The 20,216-nt window shown below is 69.4% G+C and carries 20 protein-coding genes and 1 tRNA gene; 16 read left to right on the top strand and 5 right to left on the bottom strand.

Annotated features, from left to right (window positions below):
- Nucleotide 1 precedes the first annotated feature (1 nt).
- Nucleotides 2–1,750, bottom strand: a complete 1,749-nt coding sequence (locus M1105_RS02475; protein ID WP_249578757.1) for an acetolactate synthase 3 large subunit — start codon at nucleotides 1,748–1,750, stop codon at nucleotides 2–4.
- A 176-nt stretch (nucleotides 1,751–1,926) separates the two neighbouring features.
- Here M1105_RS02475 and M1105_RS02470 point away from each other — a divergent pair, with 176 nt between their 5' ends.
- Together M1105_RS02470 and M1105_RS02465 are read left to right on the top strand one after the other, a co-directional pair.
- Nucleotides 1,927–2,073 (top strand): hypothetical protein, encoded by a 147-nt coding sequence (locus M1105_RS02470; protein ID WP_249578756.1) that lies wholly within the window; start codon nucleotides 1,927–1,929, stop codon nucleotides 2,071–2,073.
- A gap of 65 nt (nucleotides 2,074–2,138) precedes the next feature.
- Nucleotides 2,139–2,711 (top strand): hypothetical protein, encoded by a 573-nt coding sequence (locus M1105_RS02465; protein ID WP_249578755.1) that lies wholly within the window; start codon nucleotides 2,139–2,141, stop codon nucleotides 2,709–2,711.
- 49 nt (nucleotides 2,712–2,760) lie between these two features.
- Here M1105_RS02465 and miaA read toward each other — a convergent pair whose 3' ends face one another.
- Nucleotides 2,761–3,699 (bottom strand): tRNA (adenosine(37)-N6)-dimethylallyltransferase MiaA, encoded by a 939-nt coding sequence (gene miaA, locus M1105_RS02460; protein ID WP_249578754.1) that lies wholly within the window; start codon nucleotides 3,697–3,699, stop codon nucleotides 2,761–2,763.
- A 209-nt stretch (nucleotides 3,700–3,908) separates the two neighbouring features.
- Between miaA and rpsB the strand changes: the two genes are divergently transcribed.
- The 5 genes from rpsB to arfB all read left to right on the top strand — a co-directional run bounded on the left by rpsB (nucleotide 3,909) and on the right by arfB (nucleotide 8,417).
- On the top strand, nucleotides 3,909–4,688 hold the full coding sequence (rpsB, locus tag M1105_RS02455) for a 30S ribosomal protein S2 (protein ID WP_249578753.1): 780 nt from the start codon (nucleotides 3,909–3,911) through the stop codon (nucleotides 4,686–4,688).
- Between the two features lie 138 nt (nucleotides 4,689–4,826).
- Nucleotides 4,827–5,720, top strand: a complete 894-nt coding sequence (gene tsf / locus M1105_RS02450) for a translation elongation factor Ts (protein ID WP_249578752.1) — start codon at nucleotides 4,827–4,829, stop codon at nucleotides 5,718–5,720.
- A 186-nt stretch (nucleotides 5,721–5,906) separates the two neighbouring features.
- Nucleotides 5,907–7,109, top strand: coding sequence for a mandelate racemase/muconate lactonizing enzyme family protein (locus M1105_RS02445; RefSeq protein WP_249578751.1), 1,203 nt, complete (start codon nucleotides 5,907–5,909; stop codon nucleotides 7,107–7,109).
- 266 nt (nucleotides 7,110–7,375) lie between these two features.
- Nucleotides 7,376–7,990, top strand: a complete 615-nt coding sequence (locus M1105_RS02440; protein ID WP_249578750.1) for a VUT family protein — start codon at nucleotides 7,376–7,378, stop codon at nucleotides 7,988–7,990.
- The gene (gene arfB / locus M1105_RS02435) at nucleotides 7,983–8,417 is read left to right on the top strand and encodes an alternative ribosome rescue aminoacyl-tRNA hydrolase ArfB (RefSeq protein WP_249578749.1); all 435 of its coding nucleotides are present in this window, start codon (nucleotides 7,983–7,985) and stop codon (nucleotides 8,415–8,417) included. Before M1105_RS02440 ends, arfB begins: the two co-directional genes overlap by 8 nt.
- A 21-nt stretch (nucleotides 8,418–8,438) precedes the next feature.
- Here arfB and M1105_RS02430 read toward each other — a convergent pair whose 3' ends face one another.
- From M1105_RS02430 to M1105_RS02420, 3 genes are all read right to left on the bottom strand, one after another.
- Nucleotides 8,439–8,813, bottom strand: a complete 375-nt coding sequence (locus M1105_RS02430) for a VOC family protein (protein WP_249578748.1) — start codon at nucleotides 8,811–8,813, stop codon at nucleotides 8,439–8,441.
- Nucleotides 8,814–8,939: 126 nt separating this feature from the next.
- Nucleotides 8,940–10,217 carry a pyridoxal-phosphate-dependent aminotransferase family protein gene (locus M1105_RS02425; RefSeq protein ID WP_249578747.1) on the bottom strand — a complete coding sequence of 426 codons (1,278 nt, stop codon included), beginning with the start codon at nucleotides 10,215–10,217 and terminating at the stop codon, nucleotides 8,940–8,942.
- Between the two features lie 127 nt (nucleotides 10,218–10,344).
- Nucleotides 10,345–11,136, bottom strand: a complete 792-nt coding sequence (locus M1105_RS02420) for a tyrosine-protein phosphatase (protein ID WP_249578746.1) — start codon at nucleotides 11,134–11,136, stop codon at nucleotides 10,345–10,347.
- A gap of 324 nt (nucleotides 11,137–11,460) precedes the next feature.
- On the opposite strand from M1105_RS02420, the gene M1105_RS02415 reads away from it, so the two are divergent.
- The 9 genes from M1105_RS02415 (at nucleotide 11,461) to rpoB (ending at nucleotide 20,173) form a co-directional block, all read left to right on the top strand.
- Nucleotides 11,461–12,189 (top strand): sulfotransferase-like domain-containing protein, encoded by a 729-nt coding sequence (locus tag M1105_RS02415; protein ID WP_455153128.1) that lies wholly within the window; start codon nucleotides 11,461–11,463, stop codon nucleotides 12,187–12,189.
- 53 nt (nucleotides 12,190–12,242) lie between these two features.
- A tRNA-Trp gene (locus M1105_RS02410) sits at nucleotides 12,243–12,318 on the top strand.
- A 55-nt stretch (nucleotides 12,319–12,373) separates the two neighbouring features.
- Nucleotides 12,374–12,559: a preprotein translocase subunit SecE gene (gene secE / locus M1105_RS02405; protein ID WP_249578744.1), complete on the top strand. Its 186-nt coding sequence runs from the start codon at nucleotides 12,374–12,376 to the stop codon at nucleotides 12,557–12,559.
- Between the two features lie 235 nt (nucleotides 12,560–12,794).
- Nucleotides 12,795–13,328, top strand: a complete 534-nt coding sequence (nusG, locus tag M1105_RS02400; RefSeq protein ID WP_249578743.1) for a transcription termination/antitermination protein NusG — start codon at nucleotides 12,795–12,797, stop codon at nucleotides 13,326–13,328.
- Between the two features lie 106 nt (nucleotides 13,329–13,434).
- Complete coding sequence (gene rplK, locus M1105_RS02395; protein WP_249578742.1) at nucleotides 13,435–13,860, top strand: 50S ribosomal protein L11; 426 nt, start codon at nucleotides 13,435–13,437, stop codon at nucleotides 13,858–13,860.
- Entirely contained in the window at nucleotides 13,860–14,555 is a 696-nt protein-coding gene (rplA, locus tag M1105_RS02390) for a 50S ribosomal protein L1 (protein WP_249578741.1), read from the top strand. Before rplK ends, rplA begins: the two co-directional genes overlap by 1 nt.
- Nucleotides 14,556–14,835: 280 nt before the next feature.
- Nucleotides 14,836–15,351 carry a 50S ribosomal protein L10 gene (rplJ, locus tag M1105_RS02385; RefSeq protein ID WP_249579041.1) on the top strand — a complete coding sequence of 172 codons (516 nt, stop codon included), beginning with the start codon at nucleotides 14,836–14,838 and terminating at the stop codon, nucleotides 15,349–15,351.
- Between the two features lie 83 nt (nucleotides 15,352–15,434).
- Nucleotides 15,435–15,815: a 50S ribosomal protein L7/L12 gene (gene rplL / locus M1105_RS02380; RefSeq protein ID WP_249578740.1), complete on the top strand. Its 381-nt coding sequence runs from the start codon at nucleotides 15,435–15,437 to the stop codon at nucleotides 15,813–15,815.
- A 254-nt stretch (nucleotides 15,816–16,069) separates the two neighbouring features.
- On the top strand, nucleotides 16,070–20,173 hold the full coding sequence (gene rpoB, locus M1105_RS02375) for a DNA-directed RNA polymerase subunit beta (protein ID WP_249578739.1): 4,104 nt from the start codon (nucleotides 16,070–16,072) through the stop codon (nucleotides 20,171–20,173).
- Nucleotides 20,174–20,216 lie beyond the last annotated feature (43 nt).

The following is a 20,216-nucleotide window of genomic DNA, read 5'->3' as shown; positions in this document are numbered from 1 at the left end:
CTCAGACCAGGACCGCGCCGCCTGCCTCGATGGCGCCCTCGGTCGAGGCGTCGCCCAGCAGCATCTCGTTGTGCGCCTTGCCCGAGGGGATCATCGGGAAGCAGTTCTCGTGCTTCTCGACCAGGCAGTCGAAGATCACCGGGCCGTCATAGGCCAGCATCTCGGCGATCGCGTCGTCCAGCTCGGCCGGGTCGTCGCACTTGATGCCCTTGCAGCCGAAGGCCTCGGCCAGCTTCACGAAGTCGGGCAGGGCCTCGGACCAGGAATGCGAGTAGCGCTCGCCATGCAAGAGCTGCTGCCACTGGCGCACCATGCCCAGGCGCTCGTTGTTGAGGATGAACTGCTTGACCGGCAGGCGATACTGCACCGCCGTGCCCATCTCCTGCATGTTCATCAGCCAGGACGCCTCGCCCGCGACGTTGATCACCAGCGCGCCGGGGTGGGCGATCTGCACGCCGATGGATGCCGGGGTGCCGTAGCCCATGGTGCCGAGGCCGCCGGAGGTCATCCACCGGTTCGGCTCGTCGAAGCCCATGAACTGGGCGGCCCACATCTGGTGCTGGCCGACCTCGGTGCAGATGTAGCGGTCGTATCCCTTGGTCAGCGCCTCGAGCCGCTCGAGCGCGTATTGCGGCTTGATCGAGGTCTTCGAGGGCTTGTAGGTCAGGCACTTGACCGCGCGCCAGGCCTCGATCTGCTTCCACCACGCGGCGGTGTCGCGTCTCGCGGAGCCGCGGGCGCGCCAGATCTCCAGCATCTCCTCCAGCACCTCGGCGATGTCGCCGACGATGGGGACCTCGACCCGGATGTTCTTGTTGATCGACGAGGGGTCGATGTCGATGTGCACCTTGCGCGAGCCGGGCGAGAAGGCGTCGAGCTTGCCGGTGATGCGGTCGTCGAAGCGTGCGCCGATGCAGAACATGGCGTCGCAGCCATGCATCGCCATGTTGGCCTCGTAAGTGCCGTGCATGCCCAGCATGCCGATCCAGGCGGGGCCCGAGGCCGGGTAGGCACCGAGCCCCATCAGCGTCGAGGTGAGCGGGAAGCCGGTCTCGGCCGCCAGTTCGCGCAGCAGCTTCGAGGCGCGCGGGCCCGAGTTGATGACACCGCCGCCGGTGTAGAGGATCGGCCGCTCGGCCTGCTCCAGCAGGTCCACCGCGGCCTCGATCGCGGCGCGGTCGCCGCGCGTGCGGGGGGCGTAGGTGTGGGTCTGGGCGGCCTCCGGCGGCACATAGGTGCCGGTGGCGAACTGCACGTCCTTGGGGATGTCGACCAGGACCGGGCCAGGGCGGCCGCGGGTGGCGACATGGAAGGCTCGGTGGATCGTGTCGGCCAGCCGGTCGGTGTCCTTCACCAGCCAGTTGTGCTTGGTGCAGGGCCGGGTGATGCCGACCGTGTCGGCCTCCTGGAAGGCGTCGTTGCCGATCATGAAGGTGGGGACCTGCCCGGTCAGGACGACCAGCGGAATCGAGTCCATCAGCGCGTCGGTCATGCCGGTGACGGCGTTCGTGGCACCGGGGCCCGAGGTCACGAGGACGACGCCGGGCTTGCCGGTCGAGCGGGCATAGCCTTCGGCCGCATGCGCCGCGCCCTGCTCGTGGCGAACCAGGATGTGGCGGATCTCGTTCTGCTTGAAGATCTCGTCGTAGATCGGAAGCACCGCGCCGCCGGGATAGCCGAACACCACCTCGACGCCCTGGTCCTTGAGCGCCTGAACGACGATTTCCGCGCCGGTCATCTCGGTCGTCATCGATCTTCTCCTCGCCGTGATCCCGGGTTTCTGCCTGACATCCGGGCATAAAAAAAGCCCCGTCGAGGGGCCAGATGCGCGCAAAGGTCGGCTTGGGCTCAGCCCATCCGTTCCCCGCGCGCCGCGATTACAAGAATCCGCCCCATGGGCATCTCTCCTGAGTGTCGGACGGACACATGAACCGATTTCGCGGCCGCGTCAAGCGCGACGGGAGCAAAAAAGGAACGATCCGCGGACGGTGCAGCGGAACGAAGCGGCACGAGGTGGCGTTTTGTGGCAAGATCGCGTCGTGGCGGCGGGAACTGCCGGTCATCCAGGCCTGAGGACCCGCGACGGCACGGCATCCGCACCCGGGTCTTGTGCGGCGTACAGTGCGGGGGAATTCCTAATGTCGAAATTCGGAACCAAAGGCCAGGTTGCGTCGGTCGCCGCAGCGATCGCGCTCGGCCTTGCATTCGCTGCCGCGCCGGTCGGCGGCCCGACCGGCGGCGCGCCGATCGCCCATGCCAAGGGCGGCGGTGGCGGCGGAGGCGGCGGCGGAGGAAATGGCGGCGGCAACGGCGGTGGCCGTGGCGGCGCGGACTCCGCCGGCGCCGAGGGCGGTGGGGGCCACGGGCGCGGGCATGGTGCCGCCTCTAGCGATCACGGCGACACCGGCCGCGGCTTCGGCCGAGGGCGCGGCTACGGCCACGATCCGGACCACGCGCATGGCGCGCACGGGGCGACGGCGTCGCAGCTTGGCGCGCTGAATGCCGCGCATGCCAACGAGAACGCGCTGGCGAATGCCGCGCCGACCTCGCGCGTCGGCAAGATCGCCGCCTACCGCGAGAGCGTGGTGAACGAGGAAGACCCCGAGGTGAGCTTCGGCCTGCTCGAGGACGCGGCGAACAAGGCGGTCACCGCCGCAGTGCAGGATGTCGTGGACGGCATGCTGGGCCTGTTCGGCGACGACGATGAGTGATCGCGCCCGGTGACGGGTCGCACCGCCGGAACGATCCCCGGCCCGCGCCTCAGCCGGTGACGCGGGCCTGCGCGTCCGCTTCAGCGACGCGCGCGAGCGCCCGATAGGGCTCGGGCGTTTCCAGCACGGTCCAGCCTTCCATCTGGCCGCGGATCCAGGTGAGTTGGCGCTTGGCGTAGCGCCGGGTCGCGAGCTTCGCGGCAGCGAGCGCGGTATCGAGCGTGGTCTCGCCGCGCAGATGCGCCATGAACTCTGGCGCGCCCACGGCCTTCATCCCCGGCGCGTCCGGCGCGAGGCCAAGCGCCATCACCGCGCGCACCTCGTCGAGCACCCCTTCTGCCAGCATAGCGTCGAGCCGCGCGTCGCAGCGCGCCGCGAGCACCTCGCGCGGCGGCAGGAGCGCGAGGGGAACGGTCCCGGCCAGCGGCAGGAGCGGCGCGGGCGTGTCGTCCTGCCACGCGGCGAGCGGCCGGCCGGTGGCTTCCAGCACCTCCCACGCGCGCAGGACGCGGGCGGGGTTGGCGAGGTCGATGCGCGCAGCGGTGGCCGCATCGCGCGCCGCCAGCGCGGCGGCGAAGGCGCCAAGCCCGTCGCGCTCGAGCGCCGCCTCGCCGCGCGCCCGCACCGCCGCGGGAATCGGGGGGATCACCGCGAGCCCTGCGGTCAGCGCGCGGAAGTAGAGCCCGGTGCCGCCGACGATGATCGGTCGCAGCCCCGCCGCCCGCGCCTCGGCCAGCACCGGGCCGAGATCGCGCAGCCACTCGCCGACCGAATAGGGCGCCCCCAGCGGCACATGCCCGTAGAGGCGGTGCGGCGCGCGCGCCTCCTCGGGCTGCGAGGGGCGGGCGGTCAGGATCCGCCAGCCGCCATAGACCTGCTGGCTGTCGGCGTTGATCACAACGCCGCCCAGCGCCCCGGCCAGCGCGAGCGCGAGGGAGGACTTGCCCGAGGCTGTGGGCCCGGCGACGAGGACGGGGGCGGCGGTCATGGCGCTGCCATAGCATGGCGCCGGGCTGCCGTCAGGTCCGCCGGCTCCCGAACCCGCCCGGTCTTGCGCCGGTTCGCGATCCCGGCTATACGCGCGCCACGAAATCCACAGGCAGGGTTCGGGCCGATGGGGGAGACATCCCCGGAGGTCCACCGGTTGGGCTCACGCTCTCACCCCTGCCGCGGCGAAACCGGAAAGGAAAAACGCAGATGGCTCTGCCTGATTTTTCGTTGCGTCAGCTTCTCGAGGCGGGTGTCCACTTCGGCCACCAGACGCATCGCTGGAACCCCCGCATGGCGCCCTACATCTATGGCGACCGCAACGGGATCCACATCCTCGACCTCACCCAGACCGTGCCGATGCTCGATGCCGCGCTCAAGGCGATGCGCGACTGCGTGTCGAAGGGCGGGCGGATCCTGTTCGTCGGCACCAAGCGCCAGGCGCAGCAGCCGCTGGCCGACGCCGCGCGGCGCTCGGCGCAGTATTTCATGAACCACCGCTGGCTGGGCGGCACGCTGACCAACTGGAAGACCGTGTCGAACTCGATCAACCGGCTGCGGGCGCTCGACGAGATGCTGGACGGCGGCGCGCAGGGCTTCACCAAGAAGGAGCGCCTGAACCTCGAGCGCGAGCGCGCGAAGCTCACCGCCTCGCTGGGCGGCATCCGAGAGCTGGGCGGGCTGCCGGACATGCTGTTCGTGATCGACACGAACAAGGAGGCGCTGGCGATCCTCGAGGCCAAGAAGCTTGGCATTCCGGTGGTCGCGATCCTCGACTCGAACTGCGACCCCGAGGGCGTAACCTACCCGATCCCCGGCAATGACGACGCGAGCCGTGCGATCTCGCTCTACTGCGACCTCGCGGCGCGCGCGGTGATCGACGGCATGGCGAGCCAGCTCGACGCTGCCGGCTTCGACCTCGGCGAGCTCGAGGACCTGCCGGTCGAGGACCTCGACGCCGCGGCCGCCGAGGGTGCGACCGCCGAGTGACGCGCCGATGGCGGGGCAGGGCGGCGGCGCCACGCGCGCCGTCGCGGCGCCGTCACGAAGCTGCGATATGCGACGCGGCCGCGGCCGCGCCCGGCGAGGCGCGGAGGCCGCGCCGGCAACGAGAATGGAGACAGTGAGATGACGATCACCGCGAGCATGGTGAAGGCGCTGCGCGACAAGACCGGCGCCGGCATGATGGATGCCAAGAAGGCGCTGACCGAGACCGGGGGTGACATGGAGGCCGCGGTCGACTGGCTGCGCGCCAAGGGCATCGCCAAGGCCGACAAGAAGGCCGGGCGCACCGCGGCCGAGGGCCTCGTCGCCGTCGCCGTCAAGGGTGGCCGCGGCGTCGTGGTCGAGGTGAACTCGGAGACCGACTTCGTCGGCCGCAATGCCGACTTCCAGCAGATGGTTGGCGAGATCGCCACTGTCGCGCTGGGCGTGGCCGACGTCGATGCGCTGCGCGCGGCCCCGATGGGCGGCAAGACCGTGGGCGAGATCGTGACCGACAAGATCGCGACCATCGGCGAGAACCTGTCGCTGCGCAGGATGGCGTCGGTCGAGGGCTCGACGGTGGCGGCCTATGTGCACAACGCGACCGCCGAGGGCATGGGCAAGATCGGCGTGCTGGTCGCCATCGAGGGCGGCGATGCCGACAAGGCCGCGGCCGTGGGCAAGCAGGTGGCGATGCATGTCGCCGCGACCTCGCCCGCCTCGCTCGACGTGGCCGACCTCGACCCCGCGCTGGTCGAGCGCGAGAAGGCCGTCCTGACCGAGCAGGCCCGCGAGTCGGGCAAGCCGGACAACGTCATCGAGAAGATGATCGTGGGCCGGATGAACAAGTTCTACCAGGAGGTCTGCCTCCTGAAGCAGAGCTTCGTCATCAACCCGGACCTCACCGTCGAGAAGGCAGTGGCCGAGGCTGCGCCCGGCGCGAAGGTCAAGGCCTTCGTCCGCCTCGCCGTGGGCGAGGGGATCGAGAAGGAAGAGGAAGACTTCGCGGCCGAGGTCGCCAAGACCATGAAGGGCTGAGGCCCTCTCGACCGATTGCTGGGGCGCCGCGGCCGCAGGGCTGCGGCGCCCTTCGCATTTTCCGGGTGCGTCCGTCATGCGCCCGATTTCCGACCCGGCCTGTCGTTTTTCGCGGCGCGCATCGGGGCTCGCGCCGTCACTCTCAGCCCATATGCGCGAACGTGCGAGAGCGAAGGGCAGGGCGACATGAAACTCAGCGACTGCGAGGTTTTCATCATCGGCAACCCGCCGCCGCGCAAGGGCGGGCGGTATTTCATCGTCGTCAAGCTCACCACCGCCTGCGGGGTCACGGGCATCGGCGAGGTCTATGCCCATGCCTTCGGGCCGAAGGTCGTGAAGGCGATGGTCGAGGACGTGTTCGCCCGCCATTTCGAGGGCGCCGATCCGCACCGGATCGAGCATCTGTGGCGGCTCACATATGGCTCGGGCTACAGCCTGCGGCCGGACCCCACGCTGACCGGGGTGCTGTCGGGGCTCGAGGTCGCGTGCTGGGACATCGTGGGCAAGTCGGCGGACAAGCCGATCTGCGACCTCTTGGGCGGGCGCTGCCGCGACCGGCTGCGCAGCTACACCTATATCTACCCGGCCGAGGGCGACACCTACCCCGACCCCAACCTGCCCAACGCCTACAACGACCCAGACATCGCGGCCGAGCGGGCGGCGCATTACCTGTCGCTGGGCTTCACCGCGCTCAAGTTCGACCCGGCCGGGCCCTACACGGTGTTCGACGGGCACGAGCCGAGCCTCGAGGACCTGGACCGCTCCGAGCGGTTCTGCCGGGTGCTGCGCGAGGCGGTGGGGACGCGCGCGGACCTGCTGTTCGGCACGCATGGGCAGTTCACCGTCTCGGGCGCGAAGCGCCTCGCGCGCCGGATCGAGCCCTATGACCCCTTGTGGTTCGAGGAGCCGGTGCCGCCCGACATGCCCGAGGCGATGGCCGAGGTGCAGCGTTCCACCAGCGTCCCGGTGGCGACGGGCGAGCGGCTCTCGACCAAGTGGGAATTCGCGCGGGTGCTCGAGACCGGGGCCGCGCGGATCCTGCAGCCGCAGCTTGGCCGGGTGGGTGGCATTCTCGAGGGCAAGAAGATCGCAGCGATGGCCGAGGCGAAATATGTGCAACTGGCGCCGCATCTCTATTGCGGGCCGGTCGGGGGGGCGGCGAACATTCAGCTCTCGCTGTGCATCCCGAACTTCCTGATCCTCGAATCGATCGAGCGGTGGGAGGGTTTCCACGCGAAGCTGCTCAGGAAACCGATCCGCTGGGAGGACGGCCACGTCCTGCCACCCCAGGGGCCGGGGCTGGGGATCGAGCTCGACGAGGAAGTCGCGCGGGCGCATCCCTATGAGGGAGATGAGCTGCACCTCCTGATGGCGGGCGAGAGCGTCTGAGAACGGACCGCTGGGCCGGGAGAGACGGAGCGGTGTGGACGCTGTCCCCGCGCCCCGCGTAGGGGCCTCGCGGGCGGGGCGTGGTGCGGATGGCGGCGAGGCCCCGGCTCAAGGCCGGGGCACCGGCAAAGGTGGCAGGGAGACCCCGGGACGAGTCAGCGGCAACGCGGGCCGCCACACGGGGCGCTTGCATTTGCGGGCCGAGGGGGCGTAGAGAACCGGCCTTCCGGCGCGTTCCCAGCGCCGGCGACGCGGAGGCGATGGATATGGGCGCGCAGGCAAGGGGCATTCTGACCGGCGTGGTGGCGATGATGGTGATCGTCACCGCCTCGAACGTGCTGGTGCAGTATCCGTTCAACGACTGGCTGACCTGGGGCGCCTTTACCTACCCGATGGCCTTCCTGGTGACCGACCTGTCTAACCGCTATCTGGGTGCGGCGGGCGCGCGGCGAGTGGTGCTGGCGGGCTTCGTGCTGGCGGTGGCGCTGTCGGTGTGGCTGGCGACGCCGCGCATCGCGGTGGCCTCGGGGACGGCGTTCCTCTGCGCGCAGTTGCTGGATGTGGCTGTGTTCGACCGGCTGCGGGCGGGCTCGTGGTGGCGCGCGCCGCTGGTGTCGAGCTTCTTCGGCTCGGCGCTCGATACCGCCCTGTTCTTCTCGATGGCCTTCGCGCCCGCCTTCGGCTTCCTCGGCGCGAACGAGGACTGGGCGCTGGCGCCGGTGCCGCTCCTGGGCATGGGCGCGCCGGTGGCGCTGTGGGTCAGCCTCGCGGTCGGCGATTTCGGGGTGAAGCTGGCGCTTGCCCTGCTGGCGCTGGTGCCGTTCCGGGCGGCGATCGCGCTGGCCGGGCCGGGCGTGAGGGGACGGCCCCGCGGTGCCTGACGGCCCGGTTCGGGTCACCGAGCGGATCACGCTCGAGCCCTGGGAACTGAGCGAGAGCTTCGCGCGCGCCTCGGGCCCCGGCGGGCAGAACGTGAACAAGGTCGAGACGGCGGTCGTGCTGCGGTTCGAGGCGGCGCGCTCGCCGAACCTCGCGCCCGAGGTCAAGGCGCGGCTCAGGCGCCTTGCCGGGCGGCGCTGGACCGAGGACGGGGCGCTGGTCATCCACGCCGACACCCACCGCAGCCAGGCGCGCAACCGCGAGGAGGCGCTGGCCCGGCTGGTCGACCTGATCGCCCGCGCCGCCGTCCCGCCCAAGCCGCGCATCCCGACCAAGCCCACCAAGGGCTCGCAGCGCCGGCGCGTCGCGGCCAAGAAGGCGCGCGGCCAGGTCAAGGCGCTGCGGCAGGGCCCGGACGCCGACGACTAGGCGTCGCCGCCAGCCCCGCGGTCACATGCTGATGAAGTTGAACTTGTTCCCGTCGGGATCGCGGAAATAGGCGGCGTAGAAGTCGAAGCCGCTGCGGCTGCGCGCGCCGGGCTTGCCCGCGTCGGTGGCGCCAAGCTCGATGGCCCGGGCGTAGAGGCGGTCTACCTCGGCAGGGTCCTTCGCGGCAAAGGCGATCATCGAGCCGTTGCCGACGCTCGCCGGGTTTCCATCGGCGGGGGTGCAGATGCAGAAGATCGGCGCGCCCTCGGCCCCGGCGTAGAGGATGGCCCCGTCCAGATCCATCGCGCGCTTGCCGCCGATCTCGGCAAGCAATGCGTCGTAGAAAGCGGTGGCCCTGTCGAGATCGTTGGTGCCGACCATCGTGTACGCGATCATCCCGTCATCCTTCCCGTCGCTGCGCCGCGAGGCCGGACGCCCCGCTCCCCGGGGGCCAAGTCTAGGTGGTTGCGGCCTCGCCGGGAAGCCGCAACCCTGCGCGGTGCGGGGCGCGGGGCCGGGCGATCAGGGGTTGAAGCCGTGGACCTGCCCGGTGCCGATCGCCTGCGTCCCCAGATCGGCCGCAATCGAGATGGCCGCCGCGGCGATGCCCGAGCCGCCGATCGGCGCACCCATGCCGATCAGCGCCGCCTCGATGGTGGCGAGCGTGCCAAGGATCATCGGCGGGTTCAGGTGCCCCATGTGGCCGATCCGGAAGGCGCGGCCCTCGAAGGTGCCGAGGCCGATGCCGAGGGTCAGTCCCGCGCGCTCCTCGCAGACCGTCCTGAGCCGCGCGGCGTCGATGCCCCCGGTCAGCACCGTGGTGACGGCGTTGGAGCGTTCGGCGGCCTCCTCGACGTTGAACTCGAGCCCGCCCGGCGTAGACCAGACCGCCACCGCCGCCCGCACGGCGCGGGCAAGGGCCGTGTGGCGGGCCCAGACATTCTCGAGCCCTTCCTCGGCGATCATGTCGAGCGCCTCGCGCAGCGCGAAGAGGTGCGACACCGGCGGCGTGCCGCAATAGCGCAGGTAGTGCATGCCCTCGGTCGAGCGGGCGAGCCAGTCCCAGTAGCCGGTGCGAAGATCGGCGCGGCGGCACGCCTCCATCGCCCGCGGGCCCGCCCAGCAGAAGCCGAGGCCGGGCGGCACCATCAGGCCCTTCTGGCTGCCCGCCACGGTGACATCGACGCCCCAGGCGTCCATCTCGTAGGGCACGCAGCCCAGCGACGCGATGCAGTCGACCATGTAGAGCGCCGGGTGGCCAGCCGCATCGATCGCCTTGCGGATCGCCGCGATGTCGTTCCAGACCGACGAGGCCGTGTCGATCTGCACGACCATCACCGCCTTGATCTCGTGTGCCCGGTCGGCGCGCAGGCGGGCTTCGACGGCCGCGGGGTCGACGGCGCGGCGGGGGCGGGCGTTGAGGATCTCGACCTCGATGCCGAGAACCTTGGCCATCTCACCCCAGCCCACGGCGAAGCGGCCGCTTTCCAGCACCAGCACCTTGTCGCCGCGCGAGAGCGTGTTGGTCAGCGCCATCTCCCACGCCCCGTGGCCGTTGGCGACCGCTATGAAGGGGATGCCGCTGGTCCGCGCGATCGAGGGGAGTTCGGCGAGGATCCCCTCGGAGCGCGCGACGAGGTCGCCCTCGTAGATGTTGGGCATCGCGCGAGCCATCGCCGCAAGCACCCGCTGCGGCGTCACCGAGGGGCCGGGGATCGAAAGGAAATGGATCCCGTGGCGCAGGCTGGGCGGTGTCGCCGCGTGCGTGCGGGTGGCGAGGCGGGTGTCGGCGAGGGTCATGCGGTCCTCATGGATGGGGCCGCCCGGTCGAGGTCGCCGGGCGGAGTGCGTCAAGGCTAGGCTGCGCCCGGCGCAAGGCAAGGCGCAAATCTTGATGCGGTCGATCACGCCGCGTGATCGGAGCGCGTCACTCGCGCTTCAGGATGTCGTCGATCAGCAGGCTGGCCCAGCCGCGGGCGTGGAACGCGCGGGTGATGCAATCGGGGTCATAGGCGGTCACGATCCAGTCGCGCAGCGACATGCCCCGCGCCTCGCCCTCGCGGGCATAGGCGTCGAAGAAGGCGTCGAGCACCCCGGTCTTCGACTGACGGACATGGCCGAAGCGCAGCGAGAGCTGGCGCCGCGCGACCGCGACCGGCGCGCCCTCGACCAGCATCAGCCACAGCGCCGCGGCAAACCCGGCCCGGTCGGCGCCGGACTTGCAGTGCAGCAGCACCGGGCGCTCGATGTCGTGGAAGAAGCGGTCGAGGGCTGCCAGCTCATCGCGGCCGGGCAGCCCGCGCGAGCGCAAGGTGAAGCTGCGGAAATCGAGACCGAGGCGGGCGCAGGCCTCGCGCTCGATGGGCAGCGAGCCGAAGGTGAGGCCGCCGCGCAGCGTCACCACCGTGCGCCCGCCCGCCGCGCGGAAGCGGCGCAGGTTGTGCGGCGCAGGCTGGGCCGAGCGCCAGAGCGCGGGCGTGACCCGCCAGGTGTTCGACCAGACCAGCCGCAGGATGCCGTGGTCGACCAGCAGCATGTTGGTCCAGGCGCGCAGCCGGTCCCAGGGCGTCGCCAGCGGGCGCTGCCATCGCTCGATCCGCGCGCGGTGCTTGAGATACCAGCAGTCCGGCTCGGCCTCGGGCGCCGTCGCGGGGCCGGGCTCGGGCGCGTTGGCGGCCGAGGGGGGGCTGGCATCGGGGGCGGGTCCGGGTTTACGCATGGGGCGGCGCTATAGCACCGGGCCGCGGCGGCTCACAAGCGCGCGGGGAGCTGCGCGGCGCGACATCGGGGTCGTGTCGAAAATCTGCCGCAGCCTGTGACATTTGTGACGAATCGGTGATAAATCGTGCCTCAACATCCCCACTTTCCTCGGGCAGGCTTGAGACCGGATGCGAGGCGGCGGCTGGCGAGAGCTGCCCGGCGCCGAGGCAGGCCAGACGCGATGACCGGGCCCTCCCGCGCTGCGGGGAGAAGGCGCGGCGGACCGGGCGGGGAGGCCACGGTAGGCGTAACAGGCAAGGACGTGAGGCAGATGCCCTGCACCATTCGGATCGCGATGTGGTCCGGCCCGCGCAACATCTCGACCGCGATGATGCGCGCCTGGGAGAACCGGGCAGACACGTCCGTGATGGACGAACCTTTCTACGGCGCATACCTGAAGGACACCGGGCTCGATCACCCGATGCGAGCCGAGGTGCTCGCCCACCATGCGGTCGACTGGGACGAGATCGCCGAGACCTGCGCGACCGCGGCCGGGGCGCCGATCGTCTATCAGAAGCACATGTGCCAGCACATGATCCCCGGCTCGCCGCGGGGCTGGATGCGCGCGGTGCGGCACGCCTTCCTGATCCGGCCGCCGCAGGCGGTGGCGTCCTCGTTCAAGCGCGGCTGGGAGGGCATGGGGGCCGAGGACCTCGGCTATCGCCAGCAGGCCGAGCTGTTCGACCATGTCTGCCAGATCACCGGGATGGCGCCCCCGGTCGTCGAGGCGCGCGACGTGCTGGAGCGGCCCGAGGCGATGCTGCCGGCGCTGTGCGGCGCGCTGGGCGTGGGCTTCGACCCGGCGATGCTGAGCTGGCCCGCCGGGCGCCGCCCAAGCGACGGGGTCTGGGCCGCGCACTGGTACCGCCGGGTCGAGGCGTCGACCGGATTCGCGCCCTATCGCGAGCCGGGACCGGTGCCGGCCGAGCTCGAGCCGATCGTCGAGGCCTGCTTGCCTTATTACGAGCAGATGCGGGCCTGGCGGCTGGGTCCGGTCGAGGCCGGCGAGTAGCGCCGCGCCCCCTTGCATAGCCGGACGTTTGCCCGTAAATGCAGCCTCGGCCTAGGGGTATAGCTCAGCTGGTAGAGCATCGGTCTCCAAAACCGAGGGTCGCGGGTTCGAGTCCTGCTGCCCCTGCCACCATCCCGCCGGGTGGCGCCATGCGCGCCGGCGGGGCCTTCGGAGGGAGAGGAACATGATGAACCCCGCGCAATTCGTCGCGCAGGTCCGCTCGGAAGCGGCGAAGGTCGTCTGGCCGTCGCGCAAGGAGGCGGGGCTCACCACGGTGATGGTGTTCGTCATGGCCACGCTGGTGGCGATCTTCTTCTTCACCGTCGATCAGCTTCTGAGCCTTGGCGTCGGCCTGCTGCTTTCGCTCTGAACCCCCATTCGGGGCTTGATTTCGGCGGGGTAGAGGGATAGTCCCGGCAGGCTTCATAAACCGTCCCGGCGCGCGGCGATTCGCGTTCGCGCGCCTTTGCGGTTGAAGCAAGCACCGCAAGGGCTTGAACAGGCAGGGTTTTCGCCGGCCGGAGCATTCCGGTGCGGCAACGGGCAGGCGGTCGCGGGCGGGCAGGCAACGCCCCGGCCCGAACGAAAAAAGGCGGCACGACACGATGGCGAAGCGCTGGTATTCGGTCCATGTCCTCTCGAACTTCGAGAAGAAGGTCGCCGAAGCGATCCGCGACGCGGTGCGTCAGCAGGGCCTCGATGACGAGATCGAGGACGTGATGGTGCCGACCGAGGAGGTCGTCGAGGTCCGCCGCGGCCAGAAGGTGAATGTCGAGCGGCGCTTCATGCCGGGCTACGTGCTAGTCAAGATGGAGATGACCGACCGCGCCTACCACGCGATCAACGACATCCCGCGCGTCACCGGCTTCCTCGGCCCCCAGGGCCGCCCGACGCCGCTGCGCGACTCGGAGGTCGCGCGCATCCTGAACCAGGTCGAGGAAGGGCTGGAGCGGCCGCGTCCCTCGATCACCTTCGAGATCGGCGAGCAGGTCAATGTCACCGACGGGCCCTTCGAGGGCTTTACCGGGCTCGTCGAGGATGTGGACGAGTCGAATGCGCGCCTGAAGGTCAGCGTCTCGATCTTCGGCCGGGCCACTCCGGTCGATCTGGAATACTCGCAGGTCTCGAAACCGGCCTGACGGGTTGCACCCCGTGGGAGGCGAGGGCGGCGCGCCGTCCGGACCGCACCACGCTTTCAATGGCGCCCCGTGACGCGTCGCGGGGCCGGAGAGAAGAGGAAGAGCGATGGCAAAGAAGGTCATCGGCACGCTCAAGCTGCAGGTTGCGGCGGGCAAGGCGAACCCCTCGCCCCCCATCGGCCCGGCGCTTGGCCAGCGTGGCATCAACATCATGGCGTTCTGCAAGGAGTTCAACGCCAAGACGCAGGACATCGAGCCGGGCGCGCCGTGCCCGACCGTGATCACCTACTACCAGGACAAGTCCTTCACTTTCGAGATCAAGACGCCGCCGGCGTCCTTCCTGATCAAGAAGGCGGCCAAGGTCCCGGGCGGCTCGTCCAAGCCGGGCCGCGAGGTCAAGGGCTCGATCACGCTCAAGCAGGTGCGCGAGATCGCCGAGGTCAAGATGAAGGACCTCAACGCGAACACCATCGAGGCCGCGATGCAGATCATCGTCGGTTCGGCGAAGTCCATGGGCATCGAGGTGAAGTGATGGCGAACACCGGCAAGCGCATGAAGGCGATCCGCGCCGCCACCGAGGGCAAGGCCAACCTGCCGCTCGCGCAGGCGATCGCGCTGATCAAGGAGAACGCCAAGGCCAAGTTCGACGAGACCGTCGAGATCGCGCTGAACCTGGGCGTAGATCCGCGGCACGCCGACCAGATGGTCCGCGGCTCGGTCAACCTGCCGAACGGCACCGGCAAGTCGGTGCGTGTGGGCGTGTTCGCCCGCGGCGCCAAGGCGGACGAGGCCCGCAAGGCGGGTGCGGACGTGGTCGGCGCCGAGGACCTGATGGAGACCGTGCAGTCGGGCAAGATCGAGTTCGACCGCTGCATCGCGACCCCGGACATGATGCCGATCGTCGGCCGTCTGGGGAAGATCCTCGGGCCGCGCGGCCTGATGCCGAACCCAAAGGTCGGCACGGTGACGATGGACGTGGCGCAGGCGGTGACCGACGCCAAGGGTGGCCAGGTGCAGTTCCGCGTCGAGAAGGCCGGCATCATCCACGCGGGCGTGGGCAAGGTGAGCTTCGACGACGCCAAGCTGGCCGAGAACATCCGCGCGCTGGTGGATGCGGTCAACCGGGCGAAGCCGACGGGCGCCAAGGGCACGTATCTGAAGAAGCTCTCGGTCAGCTCGACCATGGGCGCGGGCGTGTCGGTCGCGCTCGACAGCCTGAGCGCGTGAAGAATTGCGGCGCGGGGTTCGCGCCGCGTGACGGAATTCCCGGCCCTGGCCGGGAGTGAAGGGGGCGGCGGCGCCCCCACCTGTCCGAGACGGCGGGCGGCCCCTTCGGGGGCGGAAGTCCTGCCATAGACGGGGAACGAACGGATCAGCCATAGCCGCAGCGCGGCGCCGGCGATCTTGGTCGGGACCCCGGACGGGAGCCTGAGAGCCGTGGCGGCATCCCCGCCCCGGCGGAACTGAGCCGGCGGGGGCGTCGCCCCTGCCAAACTTGGAGACGACTGTGGATAGAGCCCAAAAAGCACAGGCGGTCGAGGAACTCGGCCGGATCTTTGCGGACTCTGGCGTCGTGGTGGTTGCGCACTACGCCGGTCTCACGGTCGCCGAGATGTCGGATTTCCGTGCCCAGATGCGTGAAGTGGGTGGCGGGGTCCGGGTCGCCAAGAATCGGCTCGCCAAGATCGCCCTGGAAGGCAAGCCCTGCGAAGGCATGGGCCAGTTCCTGAAGGGGCAGACGGTGCTCGCCTATTCCGAGGACCCCGTCGCCGCGGCAAAGATCGCGGATGCGTTCGCCAAAAAGAAGGACAAGTTCCTGATCGTTGGCGGCGCGATGGGCGGCGAGGTTCTCGACCCCGAGGGGGTCAAGGCGGTGGCCGGCATGCCTTCGCGCGAGGAGCTCATCTCCTCGATCGTCGGGATGCTGATGTCGCCGGCCGGAAACCTCGTGGCGGCGATCACCGCGCCTGGCAGCCAGCTCGCAGCGATCTGCGAAACCCTCGAGTCGAGGGAAGCGGCCTGACATCGACGCGAAACCGTGGACCGGGGAACACGCGAAACTGCGCCCCAGACCCACACATGACATGAACGGAATGGAAGAGAGACATGGCTGATCTCGCGAAACTGGCCGAGGAGCTCGTCGGCCTCACGCTGCTGGAAGCGGCGGAGCTCAAGAACATCCTCAAGGACAAGTACGGCATCGAGCCCGCGGCCGGCGCCGTGGCCGTCGCCGCGATGCCGGGTGCCGCCGCGGCCGCCCCGGTCGAGGAAGAGAAGACCGAGTTCGACGTCATCCTGGTCGATGCCGGCGACAAGAAGATCAACGTCATCAAGGAAGTCCGCGCCATCACCGGCCTGGGCCTCAAGGAGGCGAAGGATCTGGTCGAGGCCGGCGGCAAGGCCGTGAAGGAGCAGGCTCCGAAGGCCGAGGCCGAGGAGATCAAGAAGAAGCTCGAAGAGGCTGGCGCCAAGGTCGAGCTCAAGTGATCCCGCGCGTGGCACGCGCCACGCGGGATTGAGGGAAAACGGCTGGATCCGCCGGCTTGGCGGGTCCGGCCCGCGTCGTCTCAGGGCCTGAGGTGCGGGGGTATCCCGGCGCAGGCCCTGAGACGGCGCGGACGGGGTCCGGGAACGGTCGGCGGGGGCGCCGGCCGGATGGATGGGACCCCAGACCGCACCAGAACCAGCGCGCGGCGGCCGCCCCTGAGCCGACGCGCGCGGATGCAGGACCCGAGGTACAGATGGGCGAGATGTTCTCCGGCCGGAAACGTATTCGCAAGCATTTTGGCAAGATCCGCGAAGTCGCGGAAATGCCGAACCTGATCGAGGTTCAGAAAAGTTCTTACGATCTCTTCCTGGACTCCGGCGACGGGCCGAAGCCGACGGACGGCGAGGGCCTGCAGGGCGTGTTCCAGTCGGTCTTCCCGATCAAGGACTTCAACGAGACGGCGGTGCTCGAGTTCGTGAAGTACGAGCTCGAGGCGCCGAAATACGACGTGGACGAGTGCCAGCAGCGCGACATGACCTATTCCGCGCCGCTGAAGGTGACCCTGCGCCTGATCGTGTTCGATGTCGACGAGGACACCGGCGCCCGCTCGGTCAAGGACATCAAGGAGCAGGACGTCTACATGGGCGACATGCCGCTCATGACGTCGAACGGCACCTTCGTCGTGAACGGCACCGAGCGCGTGATCGTGAGCCAGATGCACCGCTCGCCGGGCGTGTTCTTCGACCACGACAAGGGCAAGACCCATTCGTCGGGCAAGCTCCTGTTCGCCGCCCGCGTGATCCCCTATCGCGGCTCGTGGCTCGATTTCGAGTTCGACGCGAAGGATGTCGTCTATGCCCGTATCGACCGGCGCCGCAAGCTGCCGGTGTCGACGCTGCTCTATGCGCTCGGCCTCGATCAGGAAGCGATCTGCGACTATTTCTACGACCGCGTCGTCTACCGCCGCCAGGGCGATGGCTGGGCCACGCCGCTGAACGTCGACCGGCTGCGCGGTTCGACGCCCGTCTTCGATCTGGTGGACGCGGCGACGGGCGAGGTCGTGGCCTCGGCGGGGCAGAAGCTCACGCCCAAGAAGCTGCGTGACCTTGCCCAGAACGGCGTGAAGGACGTGCTGGTTCCCTACGAGGCGATCATCGGCCGCTATGCCGCGGTCGACATGATCAACGAGCAGACTGGCGCGATCCATGTCGAGGCGGGCGACGAGCTCGACGAGGAGAACGTCAAGACGCTGGAGGAGGCCGGATTCAACGAGATCGCGACCCTCGACATCGATGGCGTGACCGTCGGCGGCTACATCCGCAACACGATGGCGGTGGACAAGAACGTCGGCCGCGAGGGCGCGCTGCTCGACATCTATCGCGTGATGCGCCCGGGCGAGCCGCCGACGCTCGACGCCGCCGAGACGATGTTCCAGTCGCTGTTCTTCGACTCGGAGCGGTATGACCTCTCGGCCGTCGGCCGCGTGAAGATGAACATGCGCCTCGAGCTCGACGTGCCCGACACGCAGCGCACGCTGCGCAAGGAGGACATGCTCGCGGTCATCAAGGCGCTGGTGGACCTGCGCGACGGGCGCGGCGAGGTGGACGACATCGACCATCTCGGCAATCGGCGCGTGCGCTCGGTCGGCGAGCTGATGGAGAACCAGTACCGCGTGGGCCTGTTGCGCATGGAGCGCGCGATCCGCGAGCGCATGAGCTCGGTCGAGATCGACACGGTGATGCCGCAGGACCTGATCAACGCCAAGCCCGCGGCGGCGGCGGTGCGCGAGTTCTTCGGCTCGAGCCAGCTCTCGCAGTTCATGGACCAGACGAACCCGCTCTCGGAAGTCACGCACAAGCGGCGGCTTTCGGCGCTGGGGCCGGGGGGCCTGACGCGCGAGCGCGCGGGCTTCGAGGTCCGCGACGTGCATCCCACCCATTACGGCCGGATGTGCCCGATCGAGACGCCGGAAGGGCCGAACATCGGCCTGATCAACTCGCTCGCGAGCTTTGCGCGGGTGAACAAGTACGGCTTCATCGAGACGCCCTACCGTAAGGTGGTGGACGGCAAGGTGACAGACGAGGTGGTGTATCTGAGCGCCACCGAGGAGATGCGCCACACTGTCGCCCAGGCGAACGCGCGACTGAACGCGGACGGCACCTTCCAGAACGAGTTCGTCTCGACCCGCAAGGGCGGCGAGTTCACGCTGAGTCCGCGCGAGGTCGTGGACCTGATCGACGTGAGCCCCAAGCAGCTCGTGTCGGTCGCTGCGGCGCTGATCCCGTTCCTCGAGAACGACGACGCCAACCGCGCGCTGATGGGCTCGAACATGCAGCGCCAGGCGGTGCCGCTGCTTAGGGCCGAGGCGCCCTTCGTGGGCACCGGCATCGAGGCGAAGGTCGCGCGCGACTCGGGCGCCGCGATCACGGCGCGGCGCGGCGGCGTCATCGACCAGGTGGACGCCACCCGCATCGTCGTGCGCGTGACCGACGATATGGCGATGGGTGATCCCGGCGTCGACATCTACCGGCTGCGCAAGTTCCAGCGCTCGAACCAGAACACCTGCATCAACCAGCGTCCGCTTGTGAAGGTGGGCGACATCGTGAAGGCGGGCGACGTGGTGGCCGACGGGCCCTCGACCGACCTGGGCGAGCTCGCGCTCGGCAAGAACGTGCTGGTCGCGTTCATGCCGTGGAACGGCTACAACTTCGAGGACTCGATCCTGATCTCGGAGCGGATCGCCAAGGACGACGTGTTCACCTCGATCCATATCGAGGAATACGAGGTCATGGCCCGGGACACCAAGCTGGGGCCGGAGGAGATCACCCGCGATATCCCCAATGTCGGCGAGGAGGCCCTGCGCAACCTCGACGAGGCGGGGATCGTCTATATCGGCGCCGAGGTGGGTCCGGGCGACATCCTGGTGGGCAAGATCACGCCGAAGGGCGAGAGCCCGATGACGCCGGAGGAGAAGCTGCTGCGCGCCATCTTCGGCGAGAAGGCCTCGGACGTGCGCGACACCAGCTTGCGCATGCCGCCGGGCGACTTCGGCACGGTGGTCGAGGTGCGGGTCTTCAACCGTCACGGCGTCGACAAGGACGAGCGCGCGCTGCAGATCGAGCGCGAGGAGATCGAGCGGCTGGCCCGTGACCGGGACGACGAGCTGGCAATCCTCGAGCGCAACATCTATGCGCGCCTGAAGGACCTGATCCTCGGCAAGACGATCGTGAAGGGCCCGAAGGGCGTCAAGTCGGGCAGCGTGGTGACCGAGGACCTGCTCGGCGAACTGTCGCGCGGGCAGTGGTGGCAGCTTGCGCTGCCCGAGGAGCAGGACGCGGCCGCGGTCGAGGCGCTGAACAAGCAGTTCGACGCCGCCAAGCGCGTGCTGGACGCCCGCTTCGAGGACAAGGTCGAAAAGGTCCGGCGCGGTGACGACCTGCCGCCGGGCGGCATGAAGATGGTCAAGGTGTTCGTCGCGGTGAAGCGCAAGCTGCAGCCCGGCGACAAGATGGCCGGCCGCCACGGCAACAAGGGCGTCATCAGCCGCGTCGTGCCCGAGGAGGACATGCCGTTCCTAGAGGACGGGCGTCCCGTGGATCTCGTGCTGAACCCGCTGGGTGTGCCGTCGCGCATGAATGTGGGCCAGATCCTCGAGACCCACATGGGTTGGGCCGCGGCGAACCTTGGCCGGCAGGTCGGCGAGGCGCTGGATGCCTACCGCCGCTCGGGGGACCTGACGCCGGTCAGGGACGCGATGAAGATCGTCTATGGCGACGAGATCTTCGCGGACGCGACCTCGGACATGTCGGAGTCGGAACTGGTCGAGGCGGCGGGCAACATCCGCAACGGCGTGCCGATCGCGACCCCGGTCTTCGACGGCGCGAAGGAGGCCGATGTCAACGAGCATCTGCGGATGGCGGGGCTGGACGAGTCGGGGCAGGTGACGCTCTATGACGGGCGGACCGGCGAGCCTTTTGCGCGCAAGGTGACGGTGGGCTACAAGTACCTCTTGAAGCTGCATCACCTGGTGGACGACAAGATCCACGCGCGCTCGACCGGCCCCTACAGCCTGGTGACCCAGCAGCCGCTGGGCGGCAAGGCGCAGTTCGGCGGTCAGCGCTTCGGCGAGATGGAGGTCTGGGCGCTGGAAGCCTACGGCGCCGCCTACACGCTGCAGGAAATGCTGACCGTGAAGTCGGACGACGTGGCCGGCCGCACCAAGGTCTATGAGTCGATCGTCAAGGGCGAGGACAACTTCGAGGCCGGCATCCCGGAATCGTTCAACGTCCTCGTGAAGGAGATCCGCTCGCTGGGCCTCAATGTCGAGCTGCAGGACAGCGAAGACGACGCGGCCTGACCGGAATTGCCCCAAGGGCGTCGCGCAGCATCCCCCGCGCGGC

The organism is Thermohalobaculum sediminis, from assembly GCF_023487995.1.
In the GTDB taxonomy this organism is placed as follows: domain Bacteria; phylum Pseudomonadota; class Alphaproteobacteria; order Rhodobacterales; family Rhodobacteraceae; genus Thermohalobaculum; species Thermohalobaculum sediminis.
This window is presented reverse-complemented; position numbering and strand designations above follow the sequence as displayed.

Bases quoted from the DNA above. Each gene is read 5' to 3' on its own strand.
- M1105_RS02475 (WP_249578757.1), bottom strand. From the start codon at position 1,750: ATGACGACCGAGATGACCGGCGCGGAAATCGTCGTTCAGGCGCTCAAG.
- M1105_RS02470 (WP_249578756.1), top strand. From the start codon at position 1,927: ATGAACCGATTTCGCGGCCGCGTCAAGCGCGACGGGAGCAAAAAAGGA.
- M1105_RS02465 (WP_249578755.1), top strand. From the start codon at position 2,139: ATGTCGAAATTCGGAACCAAAGGCCAGGTTGCGTCGGTCGCCGCAGCG.
- miaA (WP_249578754.1), bottom strand. From the start codon at position 3,699: ATGACCGCCGCCCCCGTCCTCGTCGCCGGGCCCACAGCCTCGGGCAAG.
- rpsB (WP_249578753.1), top strand. From the start codon at position 3,909: ATGGCTCTGCCTGATTTTTCGTTGCGTCAGCTTCTCGAGGCGGGTGTC.
- tsf (WP_249578752.1), top strand. From the start codon at position 4,827: ATGACGATCACCGCGAGCATGGTGAAGGCGCTGCGCGACAAGACCGGC.
- M1105_RS02445 (WP_249578751.1), top strand. From the start codon at position 5,907: ATGAAACTCAGCGACTGCGAGGTTTTCATCATCGGCAACCCGCCGCCG.
- M1105_RS02440 (WP_249578750.1), top strand. From the start codon at position 7,376: ATGGGCGCGCAGGCAAGGGGCATTCTGACCGGCGTGGTGGCGATGATG.
- M1105_RS02430 (WP_249578748.1), bottom strand. From the start codon at position 8,813: ATGATCGCGTACACGATGGTCGGCACCAACGATCTCGACAGGGCCACC.
- M1105_RS02425 (WP_249578747.1), bottom strand. From the start codon at position 10,217: ATGACCCTCGCCGACACCCGCCTCGCCACCCGCACGCACGCGGCGACA.
- M1105_RS02420 (WP_249578746.1), bottom strand. From the start codon at position 11,136: ATGCGTAAACCCGGACCCGCCCCCGATGCCAGCCCCCCCTCGGCCGCC.
- secE (WP_249578744.1), top strand. From the start codon at position 12,374: ATGATGAACCCCGCGCAATTCGTCGCGCAGGTCCGCTCGGAAGCGGCG.
- nusG (WP_249578743.1), top strand. From the start codon at position 12,795: ATGGCGAAGCGCTGGTATTCGGTCCATGTCCTCTCGAACTTCGAGAAG.
- rplK (WP_249578742.1), top strand. From the start codon at position 13,435: ATGGCAAAGAAGGTCATCGGCACGCTCAAGCTGCAGGTTGCGGCGGGC.
- rplA (WP_249578741.1), top strand. From the start codon at position 13,860: ATGGCGAACACCGGCAAGCGCATGAAGGCGATCCGCGCCGCCACCGAG.
- rplL (WP_249578740.1), top strand. From the start codon at position 15,435: ATGGCTGATCTCGCGAAACTGGCCGAGGAGCTCGTCGGCCTCACGCTG.
- rpoB (WP_249578739.1), top strand. From the start codon at position 16,070: ATGGGCGAGATGTTCTCCGGCCGGAAACGTATTCGCAAGCATTTTGGC.